This window comes from Serratia sp. N21D137 (assembly GCF_047530005.1).
In the GTDB taxonomy this organism is placed as follows: domain Bacteria; phylum Pseudomonadota; class Gammaproteobacteria; order Enterobacterales; family Enterobacteriaceae; genus Chania; species Chania fonticola_B.
Genome location: NZ_JBLJAJ010000033.1, coordinates 39,343 through 63,443 on the forward strand (window position 1 = coordinate 39,343; position 24,101 = coordinate 63,443).

22 protein-coding genes and 3 pseudogenes are annotated in these 24,101 nt (G+C 47.6%); 10 read left to right on the forward strand and 15 right to left on the reverse strand.

Annotated features, from left to right (window positions below; genetic code table 11):
* Window positions 1–2: 2 nt before the first annotated feature.
* The 6 genes and pseudogenes from ACMV5H_RS21300 to ACMV5H_RS21325 form a co-directional block, all read right to left on the reverse strand.
* Entirely contained in the window at window positions 3–590 is a 588-nt protein-coding gene (locus ACMV5H_RS21300; protein WP_414822419.1) for a fimbrial protein, read from the reverse strand.
* Between the two features lie 26 nt (window positions 591–616).
* On the reverse strand, window positions 617–1,363 hold the full coding sequence (locus ACMV5H_RS21305; RefSeq protein WP_414822420.1) for a fimbria/pilus periplasmic chaperone: 747 nt from the start codon (window positions 1,361–1,363) through the stop codon (window positions 617–619).
* 19 nt (window positions 1,364–1,382) lie between these two features.
* Window positions 1,383–3,905, reverse strand: a pseudogene (locus ACMV5H_RS21310) (outer membrane usher protein).
* Window positions 3,906–3,920: 15 nt separating this feature from the next.
* Window positions 3,921–4,451 carry a fimbrial protein gene (locus ACMV5H_RS21315; protein WP_414822421.1) on the reverse strand — a complete coding sequence of 177 codons (531 nt, stop codon included), beginning with the start codon at window positions 4,449–4,451 and terminating at the stop codon, window positions 3,921–3,923.
* A gap of 75 nt (window positions 4,452–4,526) precedes the next feature.
* The gene (locus tag ACMV5H_RS21320; RefSeq protein ID WP_414822422.1) at window positions 4,527–5,054 is read right to left on the reverse strand and encodes a fimbrial protein; all 528 of its coding nucleotides are present in this window, start codon (window positions 5,052–5,054) and stop codon (window positions 4,527–4,529) included.
* An 835-nt stretch (window positions 5,055–5,889) separates the two neighbouring features.
* Window positions 5,890–6,567 carry a helix-turn-helix transcriptional regulator gene (locus ACMV5H_RS21325; RefSeq protein WP_414822423.1) on the reverse strand — a complete coding sequence of 226 codons (678 nt, stop codon included), beginning with the start codon at window positions 6,565–6,567 and terminating at the stop codon, window positions 5,890–5,892.
* A gap of 741 nt (window positions 6,568–7,308) precedes the next feature.
* On the opposite strand from ACMV5H_RS21325, the gene ACMV5H_RS21330 reads away from it, so the two are divergent.
* On the forward strand, window positions 7,309–8,196 hold the full coding sequence (locus ACMV5H_RS21330) for a winged helix-turn-helix domain-containing protein (protein WP_414822424.1): 888 nt from the start codon (window positions 7,309–7,311) through the stop codon (window positions 8,194–8,196).
* Window positions 8,193–8,675 (forward strand): hypothetical protein, encoded by a 483-nt coding sequence (locus ACMV5H_RS21335; protein WP_414822425.1) that lies wholly within the window; start codon window positions 8,193–8,195, stop codon window positions 8,673–8,675. Before ACMV5H_RS21330 ends, ACMV5H_RS21335 begins: the two co-directional genes overlap by 4 nt.
* A 264-nt stretch (window positions 8,676–8,939) precedes the next feature.
* Here ACMV5H_RS21335 and ACMV5H_RS21340 read toward each other — a convergent pair whose 3' ends face one another.
* Window positions 8,940–10,019: a linear amide C-N hydrolase gene (locus ACMV5H_RS21340; protein WP_414822426.1), complete on the reverse strand. Its 1,080-nt coding sequence runs from the start codon at window positions 10,017–10,019 to the stop codon at window positions 8,940–8,942.
* Between the two features lie 108 nt (window positions 10,020–10,127).
* Between ACMV5H_RS21340 and ACMV5H_RS21345 the strand changes: the two genes are divergently transcribed.
* The gene (locus ACMV5H_RS21345) at window positions 10,128–11,015 is read left to right on the forward strand and encodes a LysR family transcriptional regulator (RefSeq protein WP_414822427.1); all 888 of its coding nucleotides are present in this window, start codon (window positions 10,128–10,130) and stop codon (window positions 11,013–11,015) included.
* A 43-nt stretch (window positions 11,016–11,058) separates the two neighbouring features.
* On the opposite strand, the gene fdnI is transcribed toward ACMV5H_RS21345, so the two are convergent.
* From fdnI to fdnG, 3 genes are read right to left on the reverse strand one after another with little or no spacing between them, the layout of a single operon-like run.
* Window positions 11,059–11,700: a formate dehydrogenase-N subunit gamma gene (gene fdnI, locus ACMV5H_RS21350; protein WP_024482937.1), complete on the reverse strand. Its 642-nt coding sequence runs from the start codon at window positions 11,698–11,700 to the stop codon at window positions 11,059–11,061.
* Complete coding sequence (fdxH, locus tag ACMV5H_RS21355; RefSeq protein WP_024527856.1) at window positions 11,687–12,580, reverse strand: formate dehydrogenase subunit beta; 894 nt, start codon at window positions 12,578–12,580, stop codon at window positions 11,687–11,689. Before fdxH ends, fdnI begins: the two co-directional genes overlap by 14 nt.
* A gap of 12 nt (window positions 12,581–12,592) precedes the next feature.
* A complete protein-coding gene (fdnG, locus tag ACMV5H_RS21360) occupies window positions 12,593–15,640 on the reverse strand; it encodes a formate dehydrogenase-N subunit alpha (protein ID WP_414822428.1) in 3,048 nt (1,015 codons plus the stop codon).
* A 465-nt stretch (window positions 15,641–16,105) separates the two neighbouring features.
* Here fdnG and ACMV5H_RS21365 point away from each other — a divergent pair, with 465 nt between their 5' ends.
* Window positions 16,106–16,495, forward strand: coding sequence for a hypothetical protein (locus ACMV5H_RS21365; protein WP_414822434.1), 390 nt, complete (start codon window positions 16,106–16,108; stop codon window positions 16,493–16,495).
* Between the two features lie 42 nt (window positions 16,496–16,537).
* Here the strand turns inward: ACMV5H_RS21365 and ACMV5H_RS21370 are convergent, their stop codons facing one another.
* A complete protein-coding gene (locus ACMV5H_RS21370; RefSeq protein WP_059199326.1) occupies window positions 16,538–16,921 on the reverse strand; it encodes a hypothetical protein in 384 nt (127 codons plus the stop codon).
* A gap of 224 nt (window positions 16,922–17,145) precedes the next feature.
* On the opposite strand from ACMV5H_RS21370, the gene ACMV5H_RS21375 reads away from it, so the two are divergent.
* The 5 genes from ACMV5H_RS21375 to ACMV5H_RS21395 are packed head-to-tail and all read left to right on the forward strand — an operon-like array spanning window position 17,146 to window position 20,217.
* Window positions 17,146–17,568, forward strand: a complete 423-nt coding sequence (locus tag ACMV5H_RS21375; RefSeq protein ID WP_155621791.1) for a PPC domain-containing DNA-binding protein — start codon at window positions 17,146–17,148, stop codon at window positions 17,566–17,568.
* Window positions 17,569–17,595: 27 nt separating this feature from the next.
* Entirely contained in the window at window positions 17,596–18,174 is a 579-nt protein-coding gene (locus tag ACMV5H_RS21380; RefSeq protein WP_021807285.1) for an ECF transporter S component, read from the forward strand.
* A complete protein-coding gene (locus ACMV5H_RS21385) occupies window positions 18,174–18,884 on the forward strand; it encodes an energy-coupling factor transporter transmembrane protein EcfT (RefSeq protein WP_414822429.1) in 711 nt (236 codons plus the stop codon). The genes ACMV5H_RS21380 and ACMV5H_RS21385 overlap by 1 nt, the downstream gene beginning before the upstream one ends.
* Window positions 18,869–19,546, forward strand: coding sequence for an energy-coupling factor ABC transporter ATP-binding protein (locus ACMV5H_RS21390; protein ID WP_414822430.1), 678 nt, complete (start codon window positions 18,869–18,871; stop codon window positions 19,544–19,546). Before ACMV5H_RS21385 ends, ACMV5H_RS21390 begins: the two co-directional genes overlap by 16 nt.
* The gene (locus ACMV5H_RS21395) at window positions 19,540–20,217 is read left to right on the forward strand and encodes an ABC transporter ATP-binding protein (protein WP_414822431.1); all 678 of its coding nucleotides are present in this window, start codon (window positions 19,540–19,542) and stop codon (window positions 20,215–20,217) included. The genes ACMV5H_RS21390 and ACMV5H_RS21395 overlap by 7 nt, the downstream gene beginning before the upstream one ends.
* A 117-nt stretch (window positions 20,218–20,334) precedes the next feature.
* Here the strand turns inward: ACMV5H_RS21395 and dinD are convergent.
* Together dinD and ACMV5H_RS21405 are read right to left on the reverse strand one after the other, a co-directional pair.
* A pseudogene (dinD, locus tag ACMV5H_RS21400) lies at window positions 20,335–20,595 on the reverse strand (DNA damage-inducible protein D); the annotation flags it as partial.
* A gap of 208 nt (window positions 20,596–20,803) precedes the next feature.
* A pseudogene (locus ACMV5H_RS21405) lies at window positions 20,804–20,975 on the reverse strand (IS3 family transposase); the annotation flags it as partial.
* Window positions 20,976–21,805: 830 nt separating this feature from the next.
* On the opposite strand from ACMV5H_RS21405, the gene ACMV5H_RS21410 reads away from it, so the two are divergent.
* A complete protein-coding gene (locus tag ACMV5H_RS21410) occupies window positions 21,806–22,285 on the forward strand; it encodes an Hcp family type VI secretion system effector (RefSeq protein ID WP_094981559.1) in 480 nt (159 codons plus the stop codon).
* Window positions 22,286–22,533: 248 nt separating this feature from the next.
* Here ACMV5H_RS21410 and ACMV5H_RS21415 read toward each other — a convergent pair whose 3' ends face one another.
* Entirely contained in the window at window positions 22,534–23,271 is a 738-nt protein-coding gene (locus ACMV5H_RS21415; protein WP_094981560.1) for a hypothetical protein, read from the reverse strand.
* 380 nt (window positions 23,272–23,651) lie between these two features.
* Window positions 23,652–23,786, reverse strand: a complete 135-nt coding sequence (locus ACMV5H_RS21420; protein WP_256444953.1) for a hypothetical protein — start codon at window positions 23,784–23,786, stop codon at window positions 23,652–23,654.
* Window positions 23,787–24,101: the final 315 nt, after the last annotated feature.

A 24,101-nucleotide genomic window follows, 5' to 3' on the forward strand; every position in this document is an offset into this window, starting at 1 on the left:
TCTTAGTCATACCTCATATAGAAAAAGAGGCTGGCGCGGAATGCACCGGCAGCTAGCGGTGCCGCTGTTCTCACTGGTGTTATGGTGAATTTAAGGGCGTCCTGCTTTGGCGTAACTAGCAGAGGTACTCCCCTGAAACCGAGCCTGACAGGCTTATTATTTTCATCTTTTATTGCCAGACCTATTCCTGAAGCTCCCGTCACAGCAACCAGCCCGGGGTTGGATGTCGCTGCGGGGGCTAAAAATGAGAAGGTCACTGAGGGCTGATGACGGTCTATCAATTTATTAGCTGTCCACTCATCGCGATTCAAGGTCCCGGTGCTTATGCAGTCCCTGAGCATCAGACTAAAAGGTACAGGTATGCCAAGATCACCAACGTGTTGGAAATGTGCAGCCGACAGCGTTCCAAGATCGATTTCCTGATAAGACGAATGTAAATCTAATCTACAGGCGCCTTCAGTCAGTAGTCCCCGAACTTGTATTTTTCCAGATACGCCATCCCCGTTCCATTGACCAGGCAGATTCGTTTGCGCATGAGCAAAATTTATTGCCATAAGAAGCACACTTACACGAGCAGCGATTTTTAGCATGTGATGTTCCAACGTAATGATGGTACTTACTCTTTTACGGGCGTCGTTTTACAGCTTGAGCCCTCGCAGTGGAAAACAAGTTTTGGATGACCGCCATAGTCATTGACATATGTCAGGACAGGCGATGCCCCTAACTTGCTAACACCGACGTTAAGGTAATCTGATGAATGCGGTGCCAGCATTAATGGACGGAATTCACGCTCACTGTTATTAACGGTGCTTCCCGCATCAACAAACGTCACATAATAGGGTGTTGGGTTTGTTAACTTATAACGTTGCCCTTCGCGAGCCAATACCACGCTTTCCTGCCAAGGAGCAGATCCTGATGTTTCAGACGGAACAATTTCTGCTGGCCGGTAAAAGAGTTTTATTTTAGTTTGCAATGCAATTTGCAACGTATTTGGTTTGTCACTGCGTGGTGGTATTTCTCTCATGTTGAAGTAAAATAACGTCTCACGATCTTTAGGAAGAGTATCAATGGTCGGTAAAGACTGTAGCTTTATCTGACTTTTAGAGCCTGGCTCTACACGTTGTAGGGGAGGCACGATGGTGAGAGGACCATTGATTTTATTACCCTGAGTATCTTCTATCCATGCCTGAACCAAATAAGGTAATTTTGTGTTCTCATTGCTGACATTAAGGCTGACTGATTTGTCACTCCCATTAAATACGACTCTCGTACGGTCTAATGCGATCGCTGCACTCACCGTATGCGCTGTGAAAACCCCCAAAATAGTAACGGTGGCAATAAGTCCATTTTTTATAAACTTCATTTAATAACTCCGTAATAAATCAATTTGATTTTTTCTCACTCAAAAACACACAAGGTAAAAGAATATTTTGTAACTTCTCAGTGATGAGATTTTCCGGGAATGAAATTTGGCATTGGTCTTCACCATTCCAGCGTAAATGCATAATGGAAGAAGCCTGAATACCACTTAAGTAAACACTGCCATCATCATTTACAATCCCCACTTCTCTGCCATCTTTATTCATCACTGCTGCGCCGAAAGGTGGGGAAGAACCATCTGCCAACCTGACGTATATAAGCGCTTTTTCACCCTGAACAATACTAAAATGACGATAACCTATAGCACCTTCTGTTAATGTTATTTGCTCTACGGTATTAATGGCTTCAGCATTGTCACTCAGTTTATTAACATCGATACTCAGTTGATTTCAATAATAGCTGTTTACGTCCGACACGACGGCTTTGCCAAATATATTTGAGCGCGCCACGGCACCAAAACCACGCACCGGAACATTACTCACTCCATCGGTATCAACCATGACTCGCGCAGAGCCAGGAGTGTTAATACGGTGTAGTGCAGCACCTTTCATCGTAGCTGTCAGTCCACCTTGCAACCCGATCCCCGCGGAAGTAAATCCTAATTCCTGGTAGCTGGCATTGGCATTCACTTGAACATTGTCGCCTGCATGACTATAAAATCCGCTGGCGGCGTTCTGAGCGCCATTTTTACCAACGCTGATCTGGTAGCTATCGAAATCATTAAGCGTTGAGAAATAACTAACCTGATTGCTACTTCCCCCTTTGTAACGGGAGCTGTTTAAGCCTATTGAACCATGATCTCCCCAGGGTATTGACAAAGATAAATAGACACCATCATCATTTGAGTTATTAAATTTACTGCGATATGCGTTGACGGAAACATTAATGTTTTTCACGTTAGCAATATCAAAGTATTTCGCCATTGAAATATTATAGCGATTATCCACGGAGCTATTCCAATAGGTACGGTGGTTATAATCTACAAATAGGCTGGCGCCAATACCTGTAAACTGCTGATTAAAGCTCAGGGTATACATTTCTTTTGTGCCTGCACGGCGATATTTGGACTGTCTTGCTTCCAGATAATCGGCCATACTTAAATAGTTCCGTTCTGAAAAGCGATATCCGGCAAAAGTTACTTGGCTATTAAACTCCTCAAAACGTTTTGAATAACTCAACCGAAAAGAGTGACTCTGCAAGGTTTCGGTTTGTGGAAGCTTTGCACGAGAATGTGTTGCATCCAAAGATAAAGCACCAAATAACATCAGGTCGCGACCGATACCGAGCGCTAAAGCCTGATAATTGTTATTAACCGTATTTCCTCCGTAAAGTGACCAGCCATTAGCCACACCCCAGGAAAATTCGCCCATTGAGAATAAAGGTCCCTGACTGCGATGACGAAAATCAGTAGGACGCCCGGCCGATACCTTATAACGCAATATTCCTGGACGCGTAAGATAAGGAATATCTGATGTTTGTACGCTGAACTTCTGGGTTGAGCCATCTTGCTCTTCTACTTCAACATCAAGCTGACCGTTCACGGCATCGTTAAGATCTTGGATCTGAAATGGGCCAGGCGCGACCTGGGTCTGATAGAGAACAGCCCCTTGTTGCCTAACTGTGACCTTAGCGTTTGTCTTGGCAACACCGGTAATTTCAGGCGCATACCCGCGCAGGTTAGGTGGCAGCATGCTATCGTCGCTGCGCAATGAGACTCCGGTAAAACGAAAGCTATCAAATATATCGGAGTTCACGAAGTTTTCACCAAGAGATAAACGTGCCTTTAAACTTTTTATCGGCCGATAAATATAATATCTTGTCCAATCAAAACGGTTGCTATGGTTATTTTCAGAAGATTTATTATCTATTTGAGTCTGCCAGTCCGCTCGGGCGCGCCAAGGGCCAAAGTTAATACCAGCAGTCCCGTTGCCACTCATGCTGTTATTCTGTCCGCTATGGCGCGTACGTATTGTTGTGACGTTTGTATTATAATCAAACAATGCACCAAACACGCCATTATCCCAGCGAGAAGGGGGATCCCAGTTCTCTGCTGTGTATTCTAAGAAAGCCTGAGGGATACTCAGATTTAATGTTGAAGTTGGCAGATCCGAGGCTACTTTCCAACCTTCATCAGCAGGAATAACAAGGCAAAGCTCACCGTTTTTATTGCTTGGTTGCCACTTGAGATTATTAAAATAGCCTTCCTTTAAACCAAGTTGTGTAACAAGTTCGTTCGTTAAGCAAGGAAAGCTGGATTTTACATCTTCAGGCGTCGAATAATAAAGCGTATCAAAGTCTGCAATCTTTTTCTGATTCAGAATAACAGCCATGCGATAGACGCCCGGCATGATATAACCAGCGACGGCGAACACTGAAAGATCAAGATTTTGTTTGTCATTCGTATCAAGGATGTCAGTGTTAAACTGAGTTTCTTCAGCCGCATACACGTTAATCTGCCCCAGAAAAGCAAGAATAATTATGTAGACAATTCCACTTTTTGATAATTTCAGTGTTTTTTTTGACATCCTTGCCACCACCAATTAAAAATAATCTATCTTGTATTTTATAGACGTATTGAAATCGCCTGCTTTTATTTTTCCAGCATCGTGCGTCAAGGCTAAATAATACTTAATACTAATTCCGCCCTCTGTTAGTAAGTGTTGAGATAATGGAACCCCTGGCAAGGAAGGTTTGAGTTTTTCATCAGAAAGGGCAACTCCCACACCCTGACTTGAGCTTTTATTAACGAAGAGGCCATTATGATTTTCTCCATCAAATGTAATTTCAAAATACCTCCAGTTGCTTGCATTGGGGTTTAACTTTTTCAACGTGCAGTTAATCAAGTTGATACTAAATGGAATGCTCGAACTACGCCCATTTCTCTCTAATTCGCCGACTGTGATTACACCTAAATCTACAGTTTGATTTACGCTATTCATATCAATAGTGCAGGCGGTTTCGATAATGCTGCCACGCATATTTAATCGTCCATGGCCAACATCTTTGCCAACAGCAGGATTAATAAAAGTAAGTTCGAGACATAAAAGTAGAAAGAATATGTTTTTTTTCACGATTTATTCTCGCTTTAAGCAGACACGAAAAGTAAATACTTAACGTGCCTGTATTAAAGTTACTTATCTGAATTATTATTCGTAAGCAAGCGCGTAGTTAGCGATAGAGCTGAATTCACCTGGGGTAACAACAGCATCCGCACCACTATCACCCTGAAGATAAGCCGAGAAGACTAAAGTATTGCTTCCATCCATAATCAGTTGCTTAGCGGTAGGAGTACCGAACTTGATTGGAGTACCTGCGCCATCGGTCAGAACGATACTTGCACCTCGTGCAGAACCAGTAATACCCAGCAGTTCTGGATTACTTGCTGATGCTGGACCAGTAAAGGTTGCGGTTACACCTTTAAGTGCAGTTGTATCACATTTTTCAAGGTCGATCTGGAAAGCGACAGGAGTTGATTTCCCACCATCTTTCAAAGCAGTTGCTGAAACCTGACCTAACTGAATATTCTGGTTAGAGGTGTCTGGGGTAATTGAACAAGGTGCATCAATGATTGAACCTGTGAATTTGATCTGACCTTTACCCGCTTCTGGAGTAACTGCAAATGCATTAGACATAAAACCAGCAGCTACGACCAGCGCTAAAATATTTAATTTCACCTAATTTCTCCTTTGTGATTTTCTACTTTCATATAAAAAGTATTTTCCTGCCCTAATCCCTAATGTTCTTGGCCTTTATAGGTGACTGCACTCACTTCACCACAAATCCACTTAACCTGATTGGGCAGAAGGACTATAGGGGGAATTAATAGCGCGTTCATCCAAAACAAGTTCAAATAACATTTTTCCATTTAAAACATTAGGTTACGACATGACTGGTTAGTCAGAGATAATGTGTCATTCAATTGATTTAATACTTTTTCAGGGAAGGGCTAAGAGATTGTAAAAAGGTGAAGGGGCTCTTTATTATTTTAATGTGGAATACTCCATATCTCACAAAGGCAAAATGGAAAAATGCTTACACCAATGCGTGTTCAGTTCGGATATCCTAAAGTGCAGGTTCATACTAGTATCAATAGCTTGCAGTCTGTGAGGTGTTGAATCTTACCAAATGAGCTTTAAACACTCCGCGCGGTATCTGAGAAGATACCTGAACATACTTCTGGGAGTAGCTTTGGCGGGATTATCTCTAATAATGGAGAGATACTGGAGATGGCCTCAAGCTTCGTGCTAGCAGATAGGTAGCAGAGGAATTATATTAGGATGATGAAAAAAAGCCGTCACCAATAAACTGACGGCCTCCTTCATAAGATTAATTGACAGGAATTAGGTTGTTAGAAAGAATTTAATAATCTCTGTTTTGTATATATCGGAGAGCTACTTATAAATTTAATAGTCTAACTTATGAGTAACAAGATAGACGTATGTGTTATCTAAGCTCAAGTGGTTTTTTTAACTCTTCTCGGTTGCAATCATCTCAGGAGTAATCATGTATTTATATTCTGAGCGATTTGTTTCCATAGTAATTAATTAAAGCCTTATTAAAGTCGCCTTTCCGCTCACATCCTATTTTTTTCATTATTCTCATGCGATAGTAGCTGACTGTTTTAGAGTTAATCCCCAGCAGTGAGCCTATAAATGTTGGGGTGAAACCATTATATAGATAAAAACATATACGTTTTTCTCTCTGGTTTAAAATCCAAAATGAGGAGTGTTCTTGTACACTGACTTGTTGGGAGTGTGTAGCGTTATTTGATTTTAGCATTTTTTCAAAATAGCTTAAATTACAATCCTCGCATGATATGAATGAGACAGATCGTGAAATCTCTTCATTAATCCCAAGCCCCAACATACGTATAAAGTCCTTATCCGCTATAATGACGTGTGATGTTTTTCTTAAGTGAGCATTTCTATGAATATCTTCATAAACAGAGAGTACTTTTCCAGAAAGATAACACTGGATGGAAATGCCAGCGTTTAATTTCCTTGGTGATATTTTATTGAGGATGTTTTCAATGTACTTTACGACACCTAAACTAAAATACATATTGTCGGTGACAATATAATAATTAATGTTTTTGATGTGAGAATCATATGATAATGTGATTGTGCCATTATCCTTAATGGTTCCATACAGCCCATCCACCTCAGGCAGGAAGTTTAATTCACTCATGATATTAATCTCATCTCTTTTATAATGCTTAGCTTCTACATTCATAGAAAGTAAGGCTAAGATAAACCAGCAAATGAGAAGTTGTGTCTCTTTGCGCTATTGATAGGAATTATCTGAGCGCAATGTTAGCTATTTCAGCAATAAAGTAAACTCAATAAAAATTAATAAGCCTTTTTTGGGTTTTGGTGGGGGATGATGTTAATGAATAGAAAATTACACACAAACATATAAGCTCTTAATTTTTTGGCTTAACAGTATGATATTTAAGTATAAATATTTTTTAAGCCAGGTTTTTATCTTTATGGACGCACTGAGAATACCATCTCTTGAAGACGCTGCCGGCTCGAAAATTCTGATATTGATGCCGATAGCTGCAATGTTAAAATTATAACAAAATATCAAGGTGTTACTGCGACTTAAATGAGCCTCGTCCTCATTTTGATGATGGAAATGTTAAAATAACACCATTTTATCAAGTAATTAATACGACTGAGGTATAAGTTCTGTGAAAATGACCCACCTTCGCCATAGTTAAAAGCATTGATCACCGAGTAAATCATAACTAGTTGATAATAGTAAGTAAATAATAATAAACTGCGTAATTATCTTGCTGGGTACAGCATGAATATTAGTATTTTTTTTGCTCAATTATTGTGCTTGCAGAAAATTCTTAGACACAGATCAATGCGAGAGTTGTCTCTTGATGTCATAATATTCACATTATTTAATGGAGGTAATGTAATGGATAACGTCATTAAGACCTGCGACCAAGAGACATCATTATGCGTGGTGATCGCGGATTCTGTTATCTTTTGTCCAATGAAAAATACATTTAAATCAATTGCTAATGGAGTTGAGTTCCCTATCCTTGTCTCAGCTTCTGAATGTTTTCTCCACCTGATAAAAAATCATGGAGTACTCGTCACTAAGGGGGCTCTCATGCAAATAGGGTGGGAGCAATATGGACTTCATGTAAGTGATAATACGTACTATCAAAATATCCTAACCCTGCGTAAAGGGCTTAGGCAATGTGGCATTGATTATGAAGTGATCAAAACAGTTCCCAGAAAAGGTTTATTGATACCGAGTTCTATTAAAATTATACCGTTGTCTAGTGGCGTTCGGATTGTCCAAGAGACTCAGGAGGTCCAGGAGGTCCAGGAGGTCCAGGAGGTCCAGGAGGCTCAGGTCAGCATCTCTAACATTTCATCACCAGATCAAGCCTCTGCTCGCGCAGTTGAAAAGATACCAGTACAAAACCAAGTTTCAACGCGTCATTCAGAATCATTAAGAAGCCAGCGGATAATGCTTCTCTCCTTTGGCATACTTGCTTTCATATCGTTGTTCGTTGGAGGCGGGTTATTTGTTTCTGAGAGTTATTCATCAACATTTCATAATATTGGGAATATCAATGGTTGCCGGGTAAATATTAATGAAGATAAAAGCACAGAAGATGACTTTTATAAATTTAATGCTAAAGACCCGGTCAGTTGTCAGGGTAACGAAGTAGTCTACTTCTCAACTTTTCAGTTCATACCCAGGGTTTCCGTCATAAAGTGCCGGGATGAGTTTTCTTATCTTCGTGGAAATGATTGTGTCTCCAATTACTATATGGAGAATCAATCGTGATTAAAAGATTGTTTGGTGTATTTATATTTTCTTCAACCATTGTTATCACATTTATTATGTTGGGTAAGTGGTTGTTTACAGGGCTTGGTTATTGGCGCGATACGCACTTTTCGTGTGATGCAAAGCTCATCGTCAAGAAAGAAGGAGAAACTGTATCTTTGGCAATGACATATTTTTTAAACGGGGATAATGGTTTCGTTGTAATCAAAGGCCAACTCAATAAAGAGCAACGTCAATACAACGTGAGTCGCAAGACCTATTTTATTATGCGTAAAACGGGGCATTTATTGCATGTAAAATCAACGTTAGCCGTCAAAACACCAGCAGATAGTGCCCTAATATCTGATTTAAAGAATGTTTTGCCTGTTTTTTATTTAGATAAAGACATGAGAATGGAGATGGCTGTTGATCGGCAGGGATGGAATGGTTACCTGTTTTCCACAGGATATGTACCTTCATTTTATTGCAGAAGAAGCTAAATTTGATGGAGGCTAACAAACGCGAGAACGACAATTACCACCAAGGCTAAAATAAATTGCAATATTTGCGACATAAACAATCCGAACGGCATACAGGCTAGGAAAGCGCTATTTAGCCACAGCCCGTGGTGCCTTTCATTACCCCGCATGACGATTAGAACAAAATACTTTGGGCGAGAGTTATGCGTTCAGATTATTGCTGGCCATCGGCGGCCAGCAACGTTTGATCGTGAAATTATCCCACTAATAATAGTGGGTTAAGCGTTATTTCGCCTGGGCCAGCACGTTACCTTCCCAGCCCTGTTGGGCATAGTCGTTAAGATGGGCGATCTTACGCACCGGCTGCCCTTGGCTGAAGTTGATGTCACGCAGCGGAACCCAAACCTGCGAAGCCGCAAAGGTGGACTTGAAGTGATACTCCGCATGGCTCAGATCCGAAATCGCCGTCCAGTAAGTCCCGATGCCTTTGTTCTGGTCCGGGCGCTTGCTGTATTTGGCATACATGTCGGTGACCTTTTGTTCGCTTGGCTCAGCCGGTGAGCCGATCGGGTAAGCCACGTTATTAAGCACCGATAAGATGAAGCCGTGTGCTTGGTTTTTATTGTCCGGCTGCGGCAGATTTTTCAAATCATAGCTCGCGCGCACCAGGCGCTCATCCGCTTCCAAGCCACCAGGGATCTCGTTGCGTTTGGCATTCTGATACTTGGCCAGGTTCTCGAGTTGTTTATCGTAAGAAGGGGGATTGGTCATCACCCGATAATTTTTGTCGTGATAGATATTCACTTTGCCGTTATCGATCTCGATGATGGCCGAATCGCCGCTAACGTCTTCGATCGCGATGTGTTTGGTGTCTGAAGCGTAATCGATAGGCATATGGGCGGCGGCCAGGCGTACGTCGCTACGGATGGCTTTAACCGCTTCATCAACGGTGGCGTAGTTATCCAGGATGTAGCTCAACCAGGCGCGGCTTTCGATCACCGGCTTGTCCTGATTGTCCTGCTGCACCTGGCTGCCGTTCATATAAAACAGCGTATGGCCCGCTAGCCCCTTTTCATTCATGCCGTCCATTGGGAACACGCCATCGGCGTATACCACGACGCTGCCGTAGTGGGTTTGCCATTGGGCGGCGTTCTTCGCATCCCCGCCGTTATGCGCAATACCGCGTGGTGTGATCACCAGTGAGGGATCTACCGGCCCGAAGAAATCCAGATTGCGTGCGCTGATCATATAGCCTGGGTACATATTCATAAAGGCGCGGGTGCAGGCTTGCGCCCCGGTTGCCAGGCTGGCGCTGAGTGCAGCACCTACCAGTAGGGCTGAGACGCTGTGTGTGAACTTTTTCATGGTTTTTTCCTTACCTGAATGAGGTGAACAAAATAATGGTAAGCCCGCGAACTCATATCGTAGAGTGGATGAACGGGGGGAAATCCCCCGCAATTTTGTGGAGGAGAGATGGGGAAGATAGGTTTTTCGTTGGCGCAGATTGAAGCTTTCGCCAGCGTTTGCGAGACCGGCAATCTCACTCAGGCCGCCAAGCGGCTGGGGAAGGATCGCACCACCGTCAGTGAACTGATCGAAAATCTGGAATTGGATCTGGGCTATTCCCTGTGCGATCGCCGTACCCGCCCATTGCAATTGACCGAGGCGGGCCAGCGCCTTTACCGGCAAGCTCGGCTGTTTTTGCAGGAGGCAGAGGCCCTTAGCCTGCTGGCTCAGCATATTCCGCAGCAGGTGCGGCAGAAACTGACGCTGTGCTATGACCCGTTTACTCCGCGCACTTTTTTAGCGGAACTGGCGATGTTTCTGGGCCAGCGCGGCATTCAGCTTGATTTGCTGATGATGGAGCGTGGCGAGGGTGAGCAAGCGTTGGCAGACGATGTGGCGGATATTGGCGTTTATCAGGCGATCAACCGCTCGATTGGCGAAAAATTTAAGTGGCGAGCCTTGGGGGCCATTGAGTTGGCCGTCTATGCTCGCGAGGGTTTTTTCCCCGTGGGTAGCCCGGTCACCTTGCTGTCGCTGGCATCCAGCACCCAACTTATTCCCTTTAATGACCTGCCCGAGCCGATGGCGAAGCGCCTGCAAATCGCCGATCGCATCCAGGTCGTCAATGAACCGGCTTTGCTGCAAACGTTGTTAACCGCCGGGCTGGGATGGGCATTCCTGCCAACGCATCTGAACATGCAGCACTTGCCGCAGGTTGAGCGGCTCGATACGGAATTGGGGAAACAAGGGTTGATGCACCCGATGGTGGCACTGTGGAAGCCTGGGGCCAATAGTGAATGGCTGAGCCTGATCGAAAGCATGCAGCAGATCTTTGATGGTTCAGTGGTCGCTTGAGGAGATTGTCGCCCCCTCATGCGAAGGGGCGAATTTCAACGGGTTACTGCTCGTCTTTTTGCTCTTCAGCCTCGACCTTACGGTACCAGCGCGGGTGATGCTTCTTCGCCCAGCGGCGGCTGACCTTGCCTTCAATCATGCCTTTGATCGAGCCTTTCACCCAGAATGCCATATACATATGGATCAGAATGGCGTGGATCAGCACGATCGCCGATGCAGCGTGGATCAACAGCGCATAGCGGATCACCGGGATCGGGAAGTTGTGGGCGAAATAAGGGCGCCAAATGATAATACCGGTGATCAACAGCACGAAAATCATGCTCATGATGCTCCAGAACATCATCTTCTGGCCGGCATTATATTTGCCGACGTCAGCGACCTTATGCTCATTACCCTTCAGCACTTCCACGATGCCTTTGACCCACGGCAAGTCCTCTTTCTCGGGAATGTTATGCTTCACAAAACGGAAGAACATAAACATCAGCGCGATAAAGATCAGTACACCAAAGAAAGGATGCAGGATGCGGCCCATCTGCGGCGTACCAAAGGTCTCGGTCAGCCATTGCAGCGTGGGGAAGAACAGCGCAATGCCGGACAGCGACACCAGAAAGAAGCAGATGACCACCGTCCAGTGACAGGCCCGGTCGATAAACTTGGTGCGAACGATCATTTTACTTTTGCTCATGATGGTCCTCCTCGTCTTCATCATCCACTTCCTTGTTCGGGCCAATGCCGATGTAGTGGTAAATCAAACCGGCAAAGGTGGCGATGAAACCCGCCACGGATAAGGGTTTGAGTACGCTTTTCCACAACCCGATCGACAGATCGATATGCGGGTCTTTTGGCAGATTGTGGTACAGCTCGGGGTTATCGGCATGGTGCAGTACGTACATCACGTGGGTGCCGCCAACGCCTTGCGGGTTATACACTCCCGCATGTTCAAAGCCGCGTTTCTTCAGCTTTTCGACCCTCTCCTGTGCCACGTCCAGCATTTCTGCCTTGGTGCCAAAGTGGATTGCGCCCGTTGGGCAAGTCTTCACACAGGCTGGTTCCTGGCCCACGCTGACGCGGTCAACGCACAGGGTACATTTGTACGCCCGGTTGTCTTGCGGGTTCAGCCGTGGAATGTTGAACGGGCAGCCGCTGATGCAGTAACCACAACCGATGCAGTGCTCGGACTGAAAATCCACGATGCCGTTGGCATATTGGATAATCGCCCCGGCAGACGGGCAGGCCTTCAGGCAACCCGGATCTGCGCAGTGCATGCAGCCATCCTTGCGGATCAGCCATTCCAGCTTGCCGTTCTGCTCCACCTCAGAGAAACGCATCAGCGTCCAGGATTTGGCACTCAGATCGGCGGGATTGTCATAAACCCCGACGCAGTGGCCCACTTCATCGCGAATGTCGTTCCATTCGGAACAGGCCACCTGACAGGCCTTGCAACCGATGCAGGTGGAAACGTCAATCAGCTTGGCGACCTCGACCTTGTAATCACGCGCTTGCGGAGGTGGCGTCAGGGTGTTGGTGGCCGAACGTTTGATAATGTCTTGGGATTGCATGGACATAAATTCGGCTCCTTACACCTTTTCCACGTTAACCAGAAACGCCTTGTATTCCGGCGTTTGCGAGTTGGCATCGCCGACAAACGGCGTCAGGGTGTTGGCCAGATAGCCTTTGCGGGCTGCCCCTTCAAAGCCCCAATGCAGTGGAATACCGATGGTGTCGACATCCTGCCCGTTAACCTTCAGGGTTTGCAGACGGCGGGTCACCACGGCTTTCGCCTTGATAAAGCCCCGCTTGCTGCTGACCTTGACGGTATCGCCTTGCTCAATCCCTTTTTCCTTCGCCAGACGTTCACTGATTTCCACGAACTGTTCCGGCTGCATGATCGCGTTAAGGCGCGCGTGCTTGGTCCAGGTGTGGAAATGCTCGGTCAGACGGTAGGTGGTACCGACGTAAGGGAACTCGGATTTATCACCCATGCGCTTGGCATCGGACGGATAGAGACGGGCCGCCGGGTTAGAGATCACGTTTGGATGCAGTGGGTTGGTGCCCAACGGCGTTTCAAACGGCTCGTAATGTTCCGGGAACGGCCCTTCGGCCATTTTGTCGAGGGCAAACAGCCTGCCAAGCCCTTCCGGTTGCATGATGAACGGCCCAACGCCGCTGCCCGGTGCGGCGGTGTTGTAGTCTGGAATATCATTCCCGACCCACTTGCTACCGTTCCATTCAATCAGCATGCGTTGCGGATCCCAAGGTTTACCCATTGGGTCGGCGGAGGCGCGGTTGTAGATAATGCGGCGGTTCAGTGGCCATGCCCAGGCCCAGCCCAGCGTGTTGCCCAACCCTGACGGATCGCTGTTATCACGGTTGGCCATCTGGTTGCCCTTGCTGGTCCAACTGCCGGTATAGATCCAACAGGCTGAAGCCGTGCTGCCGTCATCGCGCAGCATTGCGAAGGAGTCCAGCAACTGGCCTTTTTTCGCCAGCAGGTTGCCGTTGGCGTCATACAGATCTTCCAGCGCGTAGCCGTTGCTGTCTTTGGCCACTTCCTCGGATTCAGGGTGATCTGGCCGTTCATAGTGCCAGCCCATTTTCAGTAACGGTTCGACACCTTTACCGCCTTCGCTGCCGTACATCTGGCGCAGGCGATGGTACAGACCGGCCAGGATCTCGCCGTCGGTAATCGCTTCACCTGGGGCATCGCCGCCTTTCCAGTACCATTGCAGCCAGCGGCCGGAGTTGGCGATTGAGCCGTCTTCTTCGGCAAAGCAGGTGGATGGTAGCCGGAACACTTCGGTTTGGATCGACGCGGTATCGACATCGTTCATCTCGCCGTGGTTCTGCCAGAAATTGGAAGTTTCCGTAACCAACGGGTCGATGATCACCAGATACTTCAGCTTGGCCAGTGAGGCGACCACCTGATTCTTATCCGGGAAGGAGGCGACCGGGTTAAAGCCCTGGCAGATATAGCCGTTGACCTTATTCTGATCCATCATCTGGAAGTACTTCATGACGTCGTAGGACTGATCCCACTTCGGCAACCAATCAAAGCCCCAGTTATTCTCTTTCTGGGCAGCGTCGCCGTAGAAGCTCTTCATCAGGCTGACGAAGAATTTCGGGTAATTGCTCCAGTAGTTAACCTGACCAGGTAAGGTAGCCTTTGGCGTATTGGCGGCCAGGTAGGTAGCCAGATCGGTCTGTTTATCCGAAGGCAGCGTCAGGTAACCCGGCAGGCTGGTGGACAGCAGGCCAATATCGGTCAACCCCTGAATGTTGGAGTGACCGCGCAGGGCGTTGATGCCGCCGCCCGCCATGCCCATGTTGCCGAGCAGCAGCTGGATCATCGCCATGGTACGGATGTTCTGCGCGCCGACCGTGTGCTGGGTCCAACCCAGCGCATACAGGAAGGTGGTGGTACGGTCTGCTGCGCTGGTGGAGGCCAGGACTTCACACACCTTCAGGAAATCTTCCTTCGGGGTGCCGCAGATGTTTTCCACCACTTCAGGCGTGTAGCGGCTGACGTGAACTTTCAGCAGGTTCCAGACGCAACGCGGATGCTGGAGCGTATCATCACGCAAGGCATAGCCATCTTCACCAAACTGGTAGTTCCAGGTGGTTTTGTCGTACTGACGTTTGTTGTCGTCATAACCGCTGAACAAGCCATCTTCAAACGTAAAGTCATCCCGGACCAACAGGTTGGCGTTGGTGTAATGCTTCACGTATTCAGCGTTGATCTTGTTGTTGGAAATCAGGTACAGCAACACGCCCGACAGGAAGGTAATGTCGGTGCCGGAGCGGATCGGCGCGTAGATATCGGCGACCGATGCGGTACGGGTAAAGCGGGGATCGACGACGATTAACGTGGCGTCGTTGTTGTTTTTGGCTTCCATCGCCCAGCGGAATCCCACCGGATGCGCTTCAGCGGCGTTGCCGCCCATCACCATCACAACGTTGGCGTTTTTGATATCAACCCAGTGGTTGGTCATCGCACCGCGACCAAATGTTGGAGCAAGACTTGCTACCGTTGGTCCGTGTCAGACACGCGCTTGGTTATCAACTGCCAGCATGCCCAGCGATCGGACAAACTTTTGTGTCAGCATGCCGGTTTCGTTACTGGCCGCAGAGGCGCATAACATCCCGGTAGAGAGCCAACGGTTTACCGTCACGCCAGCGGCGTTGGTGGCTTCGAAGTTGGCATCCCGGTCATTTTTCATCAGCCTGGCAATGCGATCAAAGGCCTCATTCCAGCTGATGCGCTGCCATTTATCTGAACCAGGCGCGCGATACTCTGGGTAACGCAGGCGGCTATCACTGTGGATATAGTCCAGCAGGCCAGCGCCTTTCGGGCACAGCGCCCCGCGGTTTACCGGGTGATCCGCGTCGCCTTCGATATGGAAAATCGTCGATTTGGCGTTTTTTGCCCCATCGCCCAGGCTATACATCAATAAACCGCAGCCTACGGAACAGTAGGTACAGGTGTTGCGGGTTTCTTTGGCGCGCAATAATTTGTAGTTGCGCGTTTCCGCTAACGCAGCCTTGGGCGCGAAGCCTAATGCTGCCACCGTGGTTCCTGCCATCCCGCCAGCGCAGATTTTAAAAAACTGTCTGCGATTGACGTCCATTGCTTTCCCTAATGCTTATCAGTGGTTTTTTAGTCATGGCAAACTAACAGCAATAACCCAAGCGTTATTGAGGGAAATCAACATAAGGGAGAGTTAGCGGGAAAATACTCCTTAATAAGTAGCCAGCGGTGCGGTGAGTAATCCTTAATTTATCGCGTTCGGTATAAATTCGGTAAGTGGTTAATTTACCTTATTAATTTCAAGTGAAAACTATCTGTAAATATTGAAGATAAACCTGTTTCACCGATTGCCGGGAGAATTATCGACGGCATTGAGTTTCCCATTTCTGAATGGGTATTTTTTTAAGTGGTTATTTTCTTGCAAGAAATAGAGTTAATTTGGAATTTGCTTCGCAAAGTTAATACGCGTTCCGATCGAATCGTTGAATAGTTCGTTTTATGAGCAACAATAGGCAGGGAACTAGCCGCGAGAATGACGGTTAGATTTTTAAGGACGGAAACCATGATGCAGACCTACCTGACGTTGCGTGCGTTGGCGAGGGGGATTAACCCAGAAACGGGGGAGTTTTTGAATCATACCTCGCTGGTTCATTCCCCAGAGACGATCCGGATGCTGTTTGCCCTGGCGGATGAGTTTTACGCCGAGCGAGAACGGGTGAAAAAGGCAAAGTTATCACCCGAGGAGCGGCGGCAGAAAAATATTGCCGAGGGTAGGCCCGCAAACTTCAATTTCCCCTGGTCGGAAGAAGACAGGAAGCTATTGGAGGAAGGCTACAGCGCTGGCAAAACGATAGAGGCGTTAAGCCTGGAGTTTGGGCGCTCACTGCGCGGCATTGCGGTTCAGCTTGAAAAAATGGAGCTGATCACCGAAGAGCAGGCCGCCGCTTATAACTGATCGGGTTAAGCCTCCCTTCAGGAGGCCACTTGTCAGCAAGCTTCAATCCACAGGCGAGGTGGGTAGGCGAACGATGTCCTGATTGTCGTTCCCCATCCAATAAACGCCTTCTTTTGCCCAGAATGGGCCTTCGACAAAGTCGAGCAGGTCGGAATACTCTTCGTAGAGCAGCTTGCCGTTGCGGTCATAAACCCGCATGTAGCCGGAGTAATGCCCGCCATCGCCAGGCATGGTGAAACGCGGAATAAACTCGAAGGTTTTATAATTGCGCACCACATACTGCTGGTTGGGGCTCCACTCTTCGTATCGCAGTGTCCCTTGTTTCCACCACAGGAAGCTGCCAACAATGGCCGCCACCAGGATCGCTAGCGCTACCCAGCGCTTACGCTCGCGTACCAGAGTTTCTTGGCTTTTTATTTTTGGCATCAGTGTTCTTTCAGACCCATTCCAATTTCGCTTTTGGCCAGCATACCAGCACCGCCGCTTTTACTGACCTATGTCACATACATAGGCCGCATCAATCTCTATCATGCTGCATAACGTCCGAGGTTCGGAGTTATTTGGAGTCACATCCCTCATGCAGCATCCTACCTTCCCGACGCCATTTCCCTCTTTTCCGTATCACCCAACCCACTGGGGTAAAGGATCTTATCGTGGAGACATCAACGCCGTCTACGGCACGGTTTTATGCCTTGCGTCTGTTACCGCAACAAGACCTGCTGGCTGCACTTCGTGATTTTATCCGGCAGCAGGGTTTGCGTGCCGCCTGGATCAGCGGTTGCGTCGGCAGCTTGAGCGACGTGGCGTTGCGTTTTGCCGGTTGCGAAGGCACCACGTTGTTGAGCGGAAAATTTGAAGTGGTCTCACTGATTGGCACGTTGGAGGCCGGAGGCGAACATCTGCATCTGGCCGTGGCCGATGAGCATGGTTATATGACCGGCGGCCATGTGATGGCAGGCTGCACAGTGCGCACCACGCTCGAATTGGTGATTGGGGAATTGAACGATGTCGTATTTAACCGACAACCTTGCGCGCTTTCAGGCTATGACGAATTAAACGTCGAGCAACGCTAATTTTCCTACTTTTTGAGTGAGGTTGTTATGGCACGTAATGGGTTATCGAGTCAGACGTTGGTGTTGATGGTGATTTCAATTGCTATCAACATGATTGGCGGGCAGTTGGTATCGATGCTGAAGCTGCCTATTTTCCTCGATTCTATCGGTACCTTGCTGAGTGCAATTCTCGCCGGGCCGATCATCGGCATGTTGACCGGTTTATTGACCAACCTGATCTGGGGCCTGCTCACCGGCCCGATTGCGGCGGCGTTTGCACCGGTGGCAATGGTGATTGGTTTGGTGGCTGGCTTATTGGCGAGCATCGGTTGGTTCCGGACGTTACCAAAAGTGATCTTAAGCGGTGTGGTGATCACCTTGGCTGTGACGATTGTTGCCGTACCGATCCGTACCTATCTGTTCGCCGGGGTCACTGGCAGTGGCGCAGACTTCTTTGTCGCCTATGTGCACTCAATGGGTAGCAATCTGATCGAATCCGTCGCAATGACCGTTCTGGGGATCAACCTGATAGATAAAGTGCTGGTTGCCATCATCGTCTGGCTATTGGTACGTAATATGTCGCAGCGCACCTTGCGTAATTTCCCCGCAATGGCTGCCGTGCGTTAATGCACCCGTTTACCTCGCTGGCTCTTTGGCTGGTACTGGGTACCAGCAGCTTGCTGATGCCGTTTGGTTATCCGTTGCTAGCCTATAGCCTGGCGAGCTTTCTATTGCTGATCCTGATGAAAAGCACCCGACATCGTTGGCGCTATGTGGCGTGGATCATGTTACCCATGGCGGGCGGCTTATGGCTGGTGCATAGCGGTTGGCTGGCGTGGTGGTTACGGGGGGAGGCGCGTGATGATAGTGAAATGCTCAACGCCGCCGCGCTCTGGCTACGCTTGTTGGCGTCGCTAAGTTTTGGGCAAATCTGGCTGCAATACGTGCCGCCGCAGCATGTTATTCGCGCTCTGTTTGCCAGCCGTTTGCCGCTCGGGCTGGCATACCTGCTGGCGGGGCCGTTGCTGGTTGCCGAACAGCTGCGAGCGCAACTGGCCGCGATTTACCAGGCACAGCTGGCGCGAGGCGTGCCGCTAGACGGCTATTGGTATCAACGATTGCGCTACATTCCGGCATTGGTTATCCCGTTAACCCACAGTGCGTTGAATGATTTAACCGCGCGCAGCACGGCGCTGGATATGCGTGCTTTTCGGCTGCATCCCAGACGCACAACGCTATGGGCACCGAGCGACAGCCCGCTGCAACGTAGCGTGCGCTATGGCTTGCTGTTGGTGGCGGCATTGGAAATAGGAGCCTGGCTGTGGTTGTGGCACTGAATGCGCTGAGCTTTATTCCTCAAGGTAGTCGCTGGCAGTTGGAAAGCATCGATCTACATTGCGAGGTTCCAGGTTTATATGGCATTAGCGGTGGGAATGGCAGCGGAAAAACCACGCTTGCCCAGCTGTTGGCAGGCTGTTTCCCCGACTTCTTACCCGGCACAATACAGGGTTCAGGAGTGGTCCTCGGTGAGGAAATAGGTTCGCGCCCGCTGGTTGAAATGGCGCAGCAGGTGCAGCTCATTCAACAAGCACCCCAGCTGCAACTCTCCGGCTGTACCTTCACGGTCGAAGAGGAGATCGCCTTCGGGCCGGAGAATCTGTGCCTGGATGAAGCTGAGATCATGGCGCGTATCGAACAGGCGCTGACGTTCACCGATTGCCACGCCTTACGCCATCGTCATCCAGCTACGCTCTCTGGCGGCGAGGCGCAACGGGTGGTGATGGCTTGTGCGCTGGCGATGCGCCCACGGCTACTATTGTTGGATGAAGCCTTTAGCCGCCTGACACCTGAAGCTACCGCCAAGCTGTTACAACAGCTGGCTACTTACGCTAATCAGCAGCAGTGCGTGGTTTTGCTCTTTGAGCGGTCACTCACCAAGATTGCCGCTTATTGCCTGCAAACCTGGGCGCTGGAGCAAGGCAGGCTTTCATTATGCTAACGATTGAATCGCTGGAATATCAGTGGCCAGGCGTGAGCGAACCCATCATTAACGGTTTGGATTTGACCATTGAGGCGGGGGAATGGGTGGCCTTGATCGGGGATAACGGTGCCGGGAAATCCACGTTATTACGCCTGATGGCCGGGTTGCTAAAACCGACCGGCGGCAAGGTTCTCTTGCAGGGTCAAAATATTGCCACCCTTAAAGCGGCACAGCGTGCGCCGTTGCTGGGAGTATTATTTCAGGAAGCGGAACGGCAGATATTTCGTAACCGAGTACGCGATGAGATCGCTTTTGGCTTACGCCATCAGGGTGTGCGCGGCGATAGCCTGGAGCAGCGTGTTGATCAAACGCTGGCGCTTTGTGAGCTAACGGATGTTGCGGATGCTCACCCATTGGATTTACATGCCGGTCAGCGGCGTATGGTCGCCGTTGCCAGCCTCGCTGCCGTTGCGCCACCTCTGCTACTGTTGGACGAACCTAGCCGTGACTTTGATAGCTATTGGTTGGGGGTATTTACCCGCTGGTTAGCGGTTTGCCGTTCGCAAGGCACCACCGTGCTGGCCATCAGCCATGATTATGCTTTTGTTAAAACGCACTTTCCTCGCGTGATCCGCCTGGCCGATGGGGTTCTTGCGGAGGATGGCGATGCGGGTCGGATAGTGGGCTAGCCTTAAGGCGAACCATTACGAGGATATCCTCGCAATGGCTTAGGCACAGGTTACTGATGATAAGCTTTGCCCTATTCGTGTCGTAGGGGCTAAGCAAAAATGCGCCCGTTAAGTGGTCTATTTCTTATCCAGGCGTTTCGCTGCTGATTCGAGTTGCTTGATGCTTTTTTCCGGCGTAGGGAGATTTTCCGGCATGGTTCCAACTAGTTCTTCAATAGTTTGTCGTACTTTCCTACCTACATCGAAATGGGTCTGATTTGCCTGTTGTTTTGATTTTACCTGGTCGCGGCGCAGTTTTTCTTCCGCTTGGGTTGCTCGGAACAGATTGGCAGCAAGCTCAGTAGCACCCATATGGTCGAGGATTTTTTGGCTCTGTTTTTGCGTGAGGACTTGCCTGGTCGTTTTATTATGACACTGATCTCATAGTCATTTTTCAGCATGTTAACGACAGCATCAAGGAACTCCGCTTTCTGGGTGACCAGCTCAAGCTGTTCTTCAAGTTTCCTGATCCTTTGCTCAGGAGTTAAAGGGGCAGGCGGTTGGCTCATGGGCAACTCCCGGCCGGAGAGATGGGGAAGACCTAGAGCCCAGTTAAGATGACCATGCTTGCGCGACCAGGTCAGAACGGTGGAACGTCCCTGAATACCATAGTGCAGTTGAGCCTGTTTGTAGGTCATTTCGCCTTTTTCAACCTGCTCAACAACAGCAATTTTAAAAGACAAAGGATAGTCACGTTGTGTGCGTTTAAACTCGGCCATTATCACGTTCTCCGGATTTAAGTCGAAAACGTGTCAACGCTATTCAGGACGGGTCAATCACTACAAAAAGCCCGCTAATGTGCGGGCTCTAAGGTTTTTAGCTATCCAGTGGTAGCGACTGAATTTATTCATTGAGTATTGGCGTCTAAGCCTTGTGGATACTGGATTTCTTATAATGCGTTTTTTGATCGTGTACACCCATGTGTACACGGTAAAACGGAGTGCTATACCATTCCGACTATTTTTTAACCTCAAGCTGTCGCCGCTGCCATTAGGGGGCAACCTGCCTTGCTTTGCTCAACCGATCCCGATACTGAAAATATTACCCAAAGGACATTTTTGTCCCCTGGTACATACGGGATTATCCCGCATCATGGATCTGTTGCCTTTGTGGCTCGATTACCTCTCATGGCTCTACCGGAATCTTTTTCCGGTATCCGCTAAGATAGTACCGATTTGGTGGATACCAAAGTGGATACCCCGCGCACGGATACCAGGTGCACACTCCAAAACAGCCTTTTCGGTGCGAACCAGAGCCGCGCAGATTGCGCGCATCGAGCATGAGCCGGGTAGGTATAGTGATTTCCTCTATACCTTCAAGAGCGGCCAGCACAAAGGCCTGATGCGAATGAAACTACAATTGAAACGTTCAACTCGCTAGAAGAAGCGCAAAAACATATGAACAGATAGCCAGTTAAATAGGAATTTAATATGTATTAACTTAAAGAATATCATCATTGTAAATAGTTGTTTTCATATTTATGTTTTGGCCTGGTACCGTGATAGGATAACATTGGATTTTTCAACGCATTCATTACAAGGAGTTTACCGTGAGCTTTAATATATTTTTAAGTTTATCCGGCCAGCAGCAAGGTTTAATCTCTGCCGGTTGTAACACAATGGATTCAATCGGTAATAGATGTCAAAAAAATCATCCAGACGAAATTCAAGTGCTATCGTTAAATCATGGTGTTACACGCGAACAACATTGCAACCACTTGCCTGTTGATGTCGTAAAGCCTATAGATAAATCATCACCATTAATCGCTCTTGCAGTATCCAATAATGAAAAACTCACCGCTATTTTTCAAGTCTATTGGCTCAACCAATCAGGTGTATTGGAAGTGTTCTACGAAGTAAAATTAACTAATGCGACCATTATAAGCTTAAATTCAACTTACCCGCATGTGGTTAATAGCGCTGGGGTAATGCCATATGAATCACTTTCATTAAAATACGAGTCGATTACATGGGCGCACAAAATAGCGGGAACTTCTGGCTATAGTATCTGGGATGATCGCGTTTATTGAATTGCAAGCTAAAATTAAATTGCTTGTGTGTAGGCAAGCAATTTAAAAAGTGTACATTGGCTACCTGATTTTATTTACTAACACTATGCTAATATAGAGTGAGAACAAAATACCAACAACTGAAAGTGCATAAAAAAGCTTATCAGGAAAGACACTCGCCAACGCTATGCATAATAATGAAAGAACAAGCGCCAACACATAACTTAAGATATCCAATGTAACAGAACGGATCGCTTTAAACATATGCATTACCTCTTGTAAAACACATCAGCCAAGGCAAACATCAGCGCATCTGCGTTTGTGCTGTCATTAGAAAGAGATACTTTTATTAATGGGTCTATTTTTTTTGCAATAATAAAATACAGCATCTCAACCTCTTGAGAGTACAACATATTATAAATAACTCTATTCTCCCGTCTTAGCGCCCTTGCTGCCACGGCTGCTTTATCAAAATAACTATATATTTGGAATGCTGTTAGCATTCTTGCCACGACTTGCCTAGAAGAGATAATTACATCCGGGGAGCTTGATATTCTTAATGTGATCAACTGAACTAAAACCTCTATCAAAGCAATCTTTGCAGCTGCTTTTATAGCTTGCTTCGCAATGGTGTCAGTTACTTTGTCTTCAATCTCTGATCGCCTTTCCGTTAGGTTTTTTTTTGTTCGTTCAGGCATTGTTGCAAATACAAAATTTACAATGGTCAATGTCATCTCATAGATGACATTAGGCTTTTTAACCAGAGAAAAGATAGAGCGAAGCATACGAGAATCTTCTTCACGAATCATATTGCTATGTGCTGAGATAAGATTCATGTACTGTGGGTTGGTGTACCCAATAGAAACCTGTGGCGATATAAGTGCAAGCGATCTAATCGCGCCTGTTTCAATATCTCTCACACCATCACGTAAAGCCCCACTCGCCTTTTCTATAAATGCATCAAAATATTTAGCTAACACTTCATTGGATGATTGATTGTAGTCCATCTATTCACACTCCTTATGATTTTTTAGCATGGTACCCACATCATAGCAAAAAATAACAAATGCTGGCCTATGCCATTTAAAACTTAAGCAGTTACACGTAGCATAATGTAACTATAGCCATGATAAGTCTATCCCTGATTTTAGCATCACTGACCAAGATAAGAAGCTATCGAGGTTCGAGCGTGAGCAAATCCAACTTAGTGGCGTTCCGGGTTCCGGCTGATTTACAGGATGCCTTTAATCAGGCCGTGGCGGCCTAAGTCGGCTTGGCTTGTCGATGCCATCAGAAGCAAGCTCAATCGCCCTGTGGCTGATTCTGATAAGCGTATGTTGGTGCTGGTGGAATGAATGGAAACGGCTGGGCATTAACGCCAGCCTGATTACTGCCGCCCTGGCGAGATAGCTACCGCCTCGGCGCTGGTGCGGAGATCTAGCAGGTCTTTGCCGTCCAGGGTAAGACCTTGCTGGCGGACTGCGCTGATTAGCGTCTGCTCTATGGCTTTATGGTCTAACATGGCGTTACCTGCAGGTGTGGCCCGTCCTTGCGGTGAGGGGGCTTGAACGTCGCAATTTGTCGCTATGACGAAAACCCTCCGAACCTTATCAAATATTATCATCCGGTGCCGGAACTGAAAGCGCCTGAACGTTATGATTTGTTACTATCTGGCGTGTTTTGTACTCCACACAAAGAGGGGCGCAAGGTTGAACTGAACCCCAAATGTTGGACAAACATCTGACATTTGGAGGTACAGTTCTGATGAAGTATTCACTTCAGTTCAAACTTGACGTTGTCCGGTACTATCTTGCCGGACTCGGCGGTCAAAAACAGA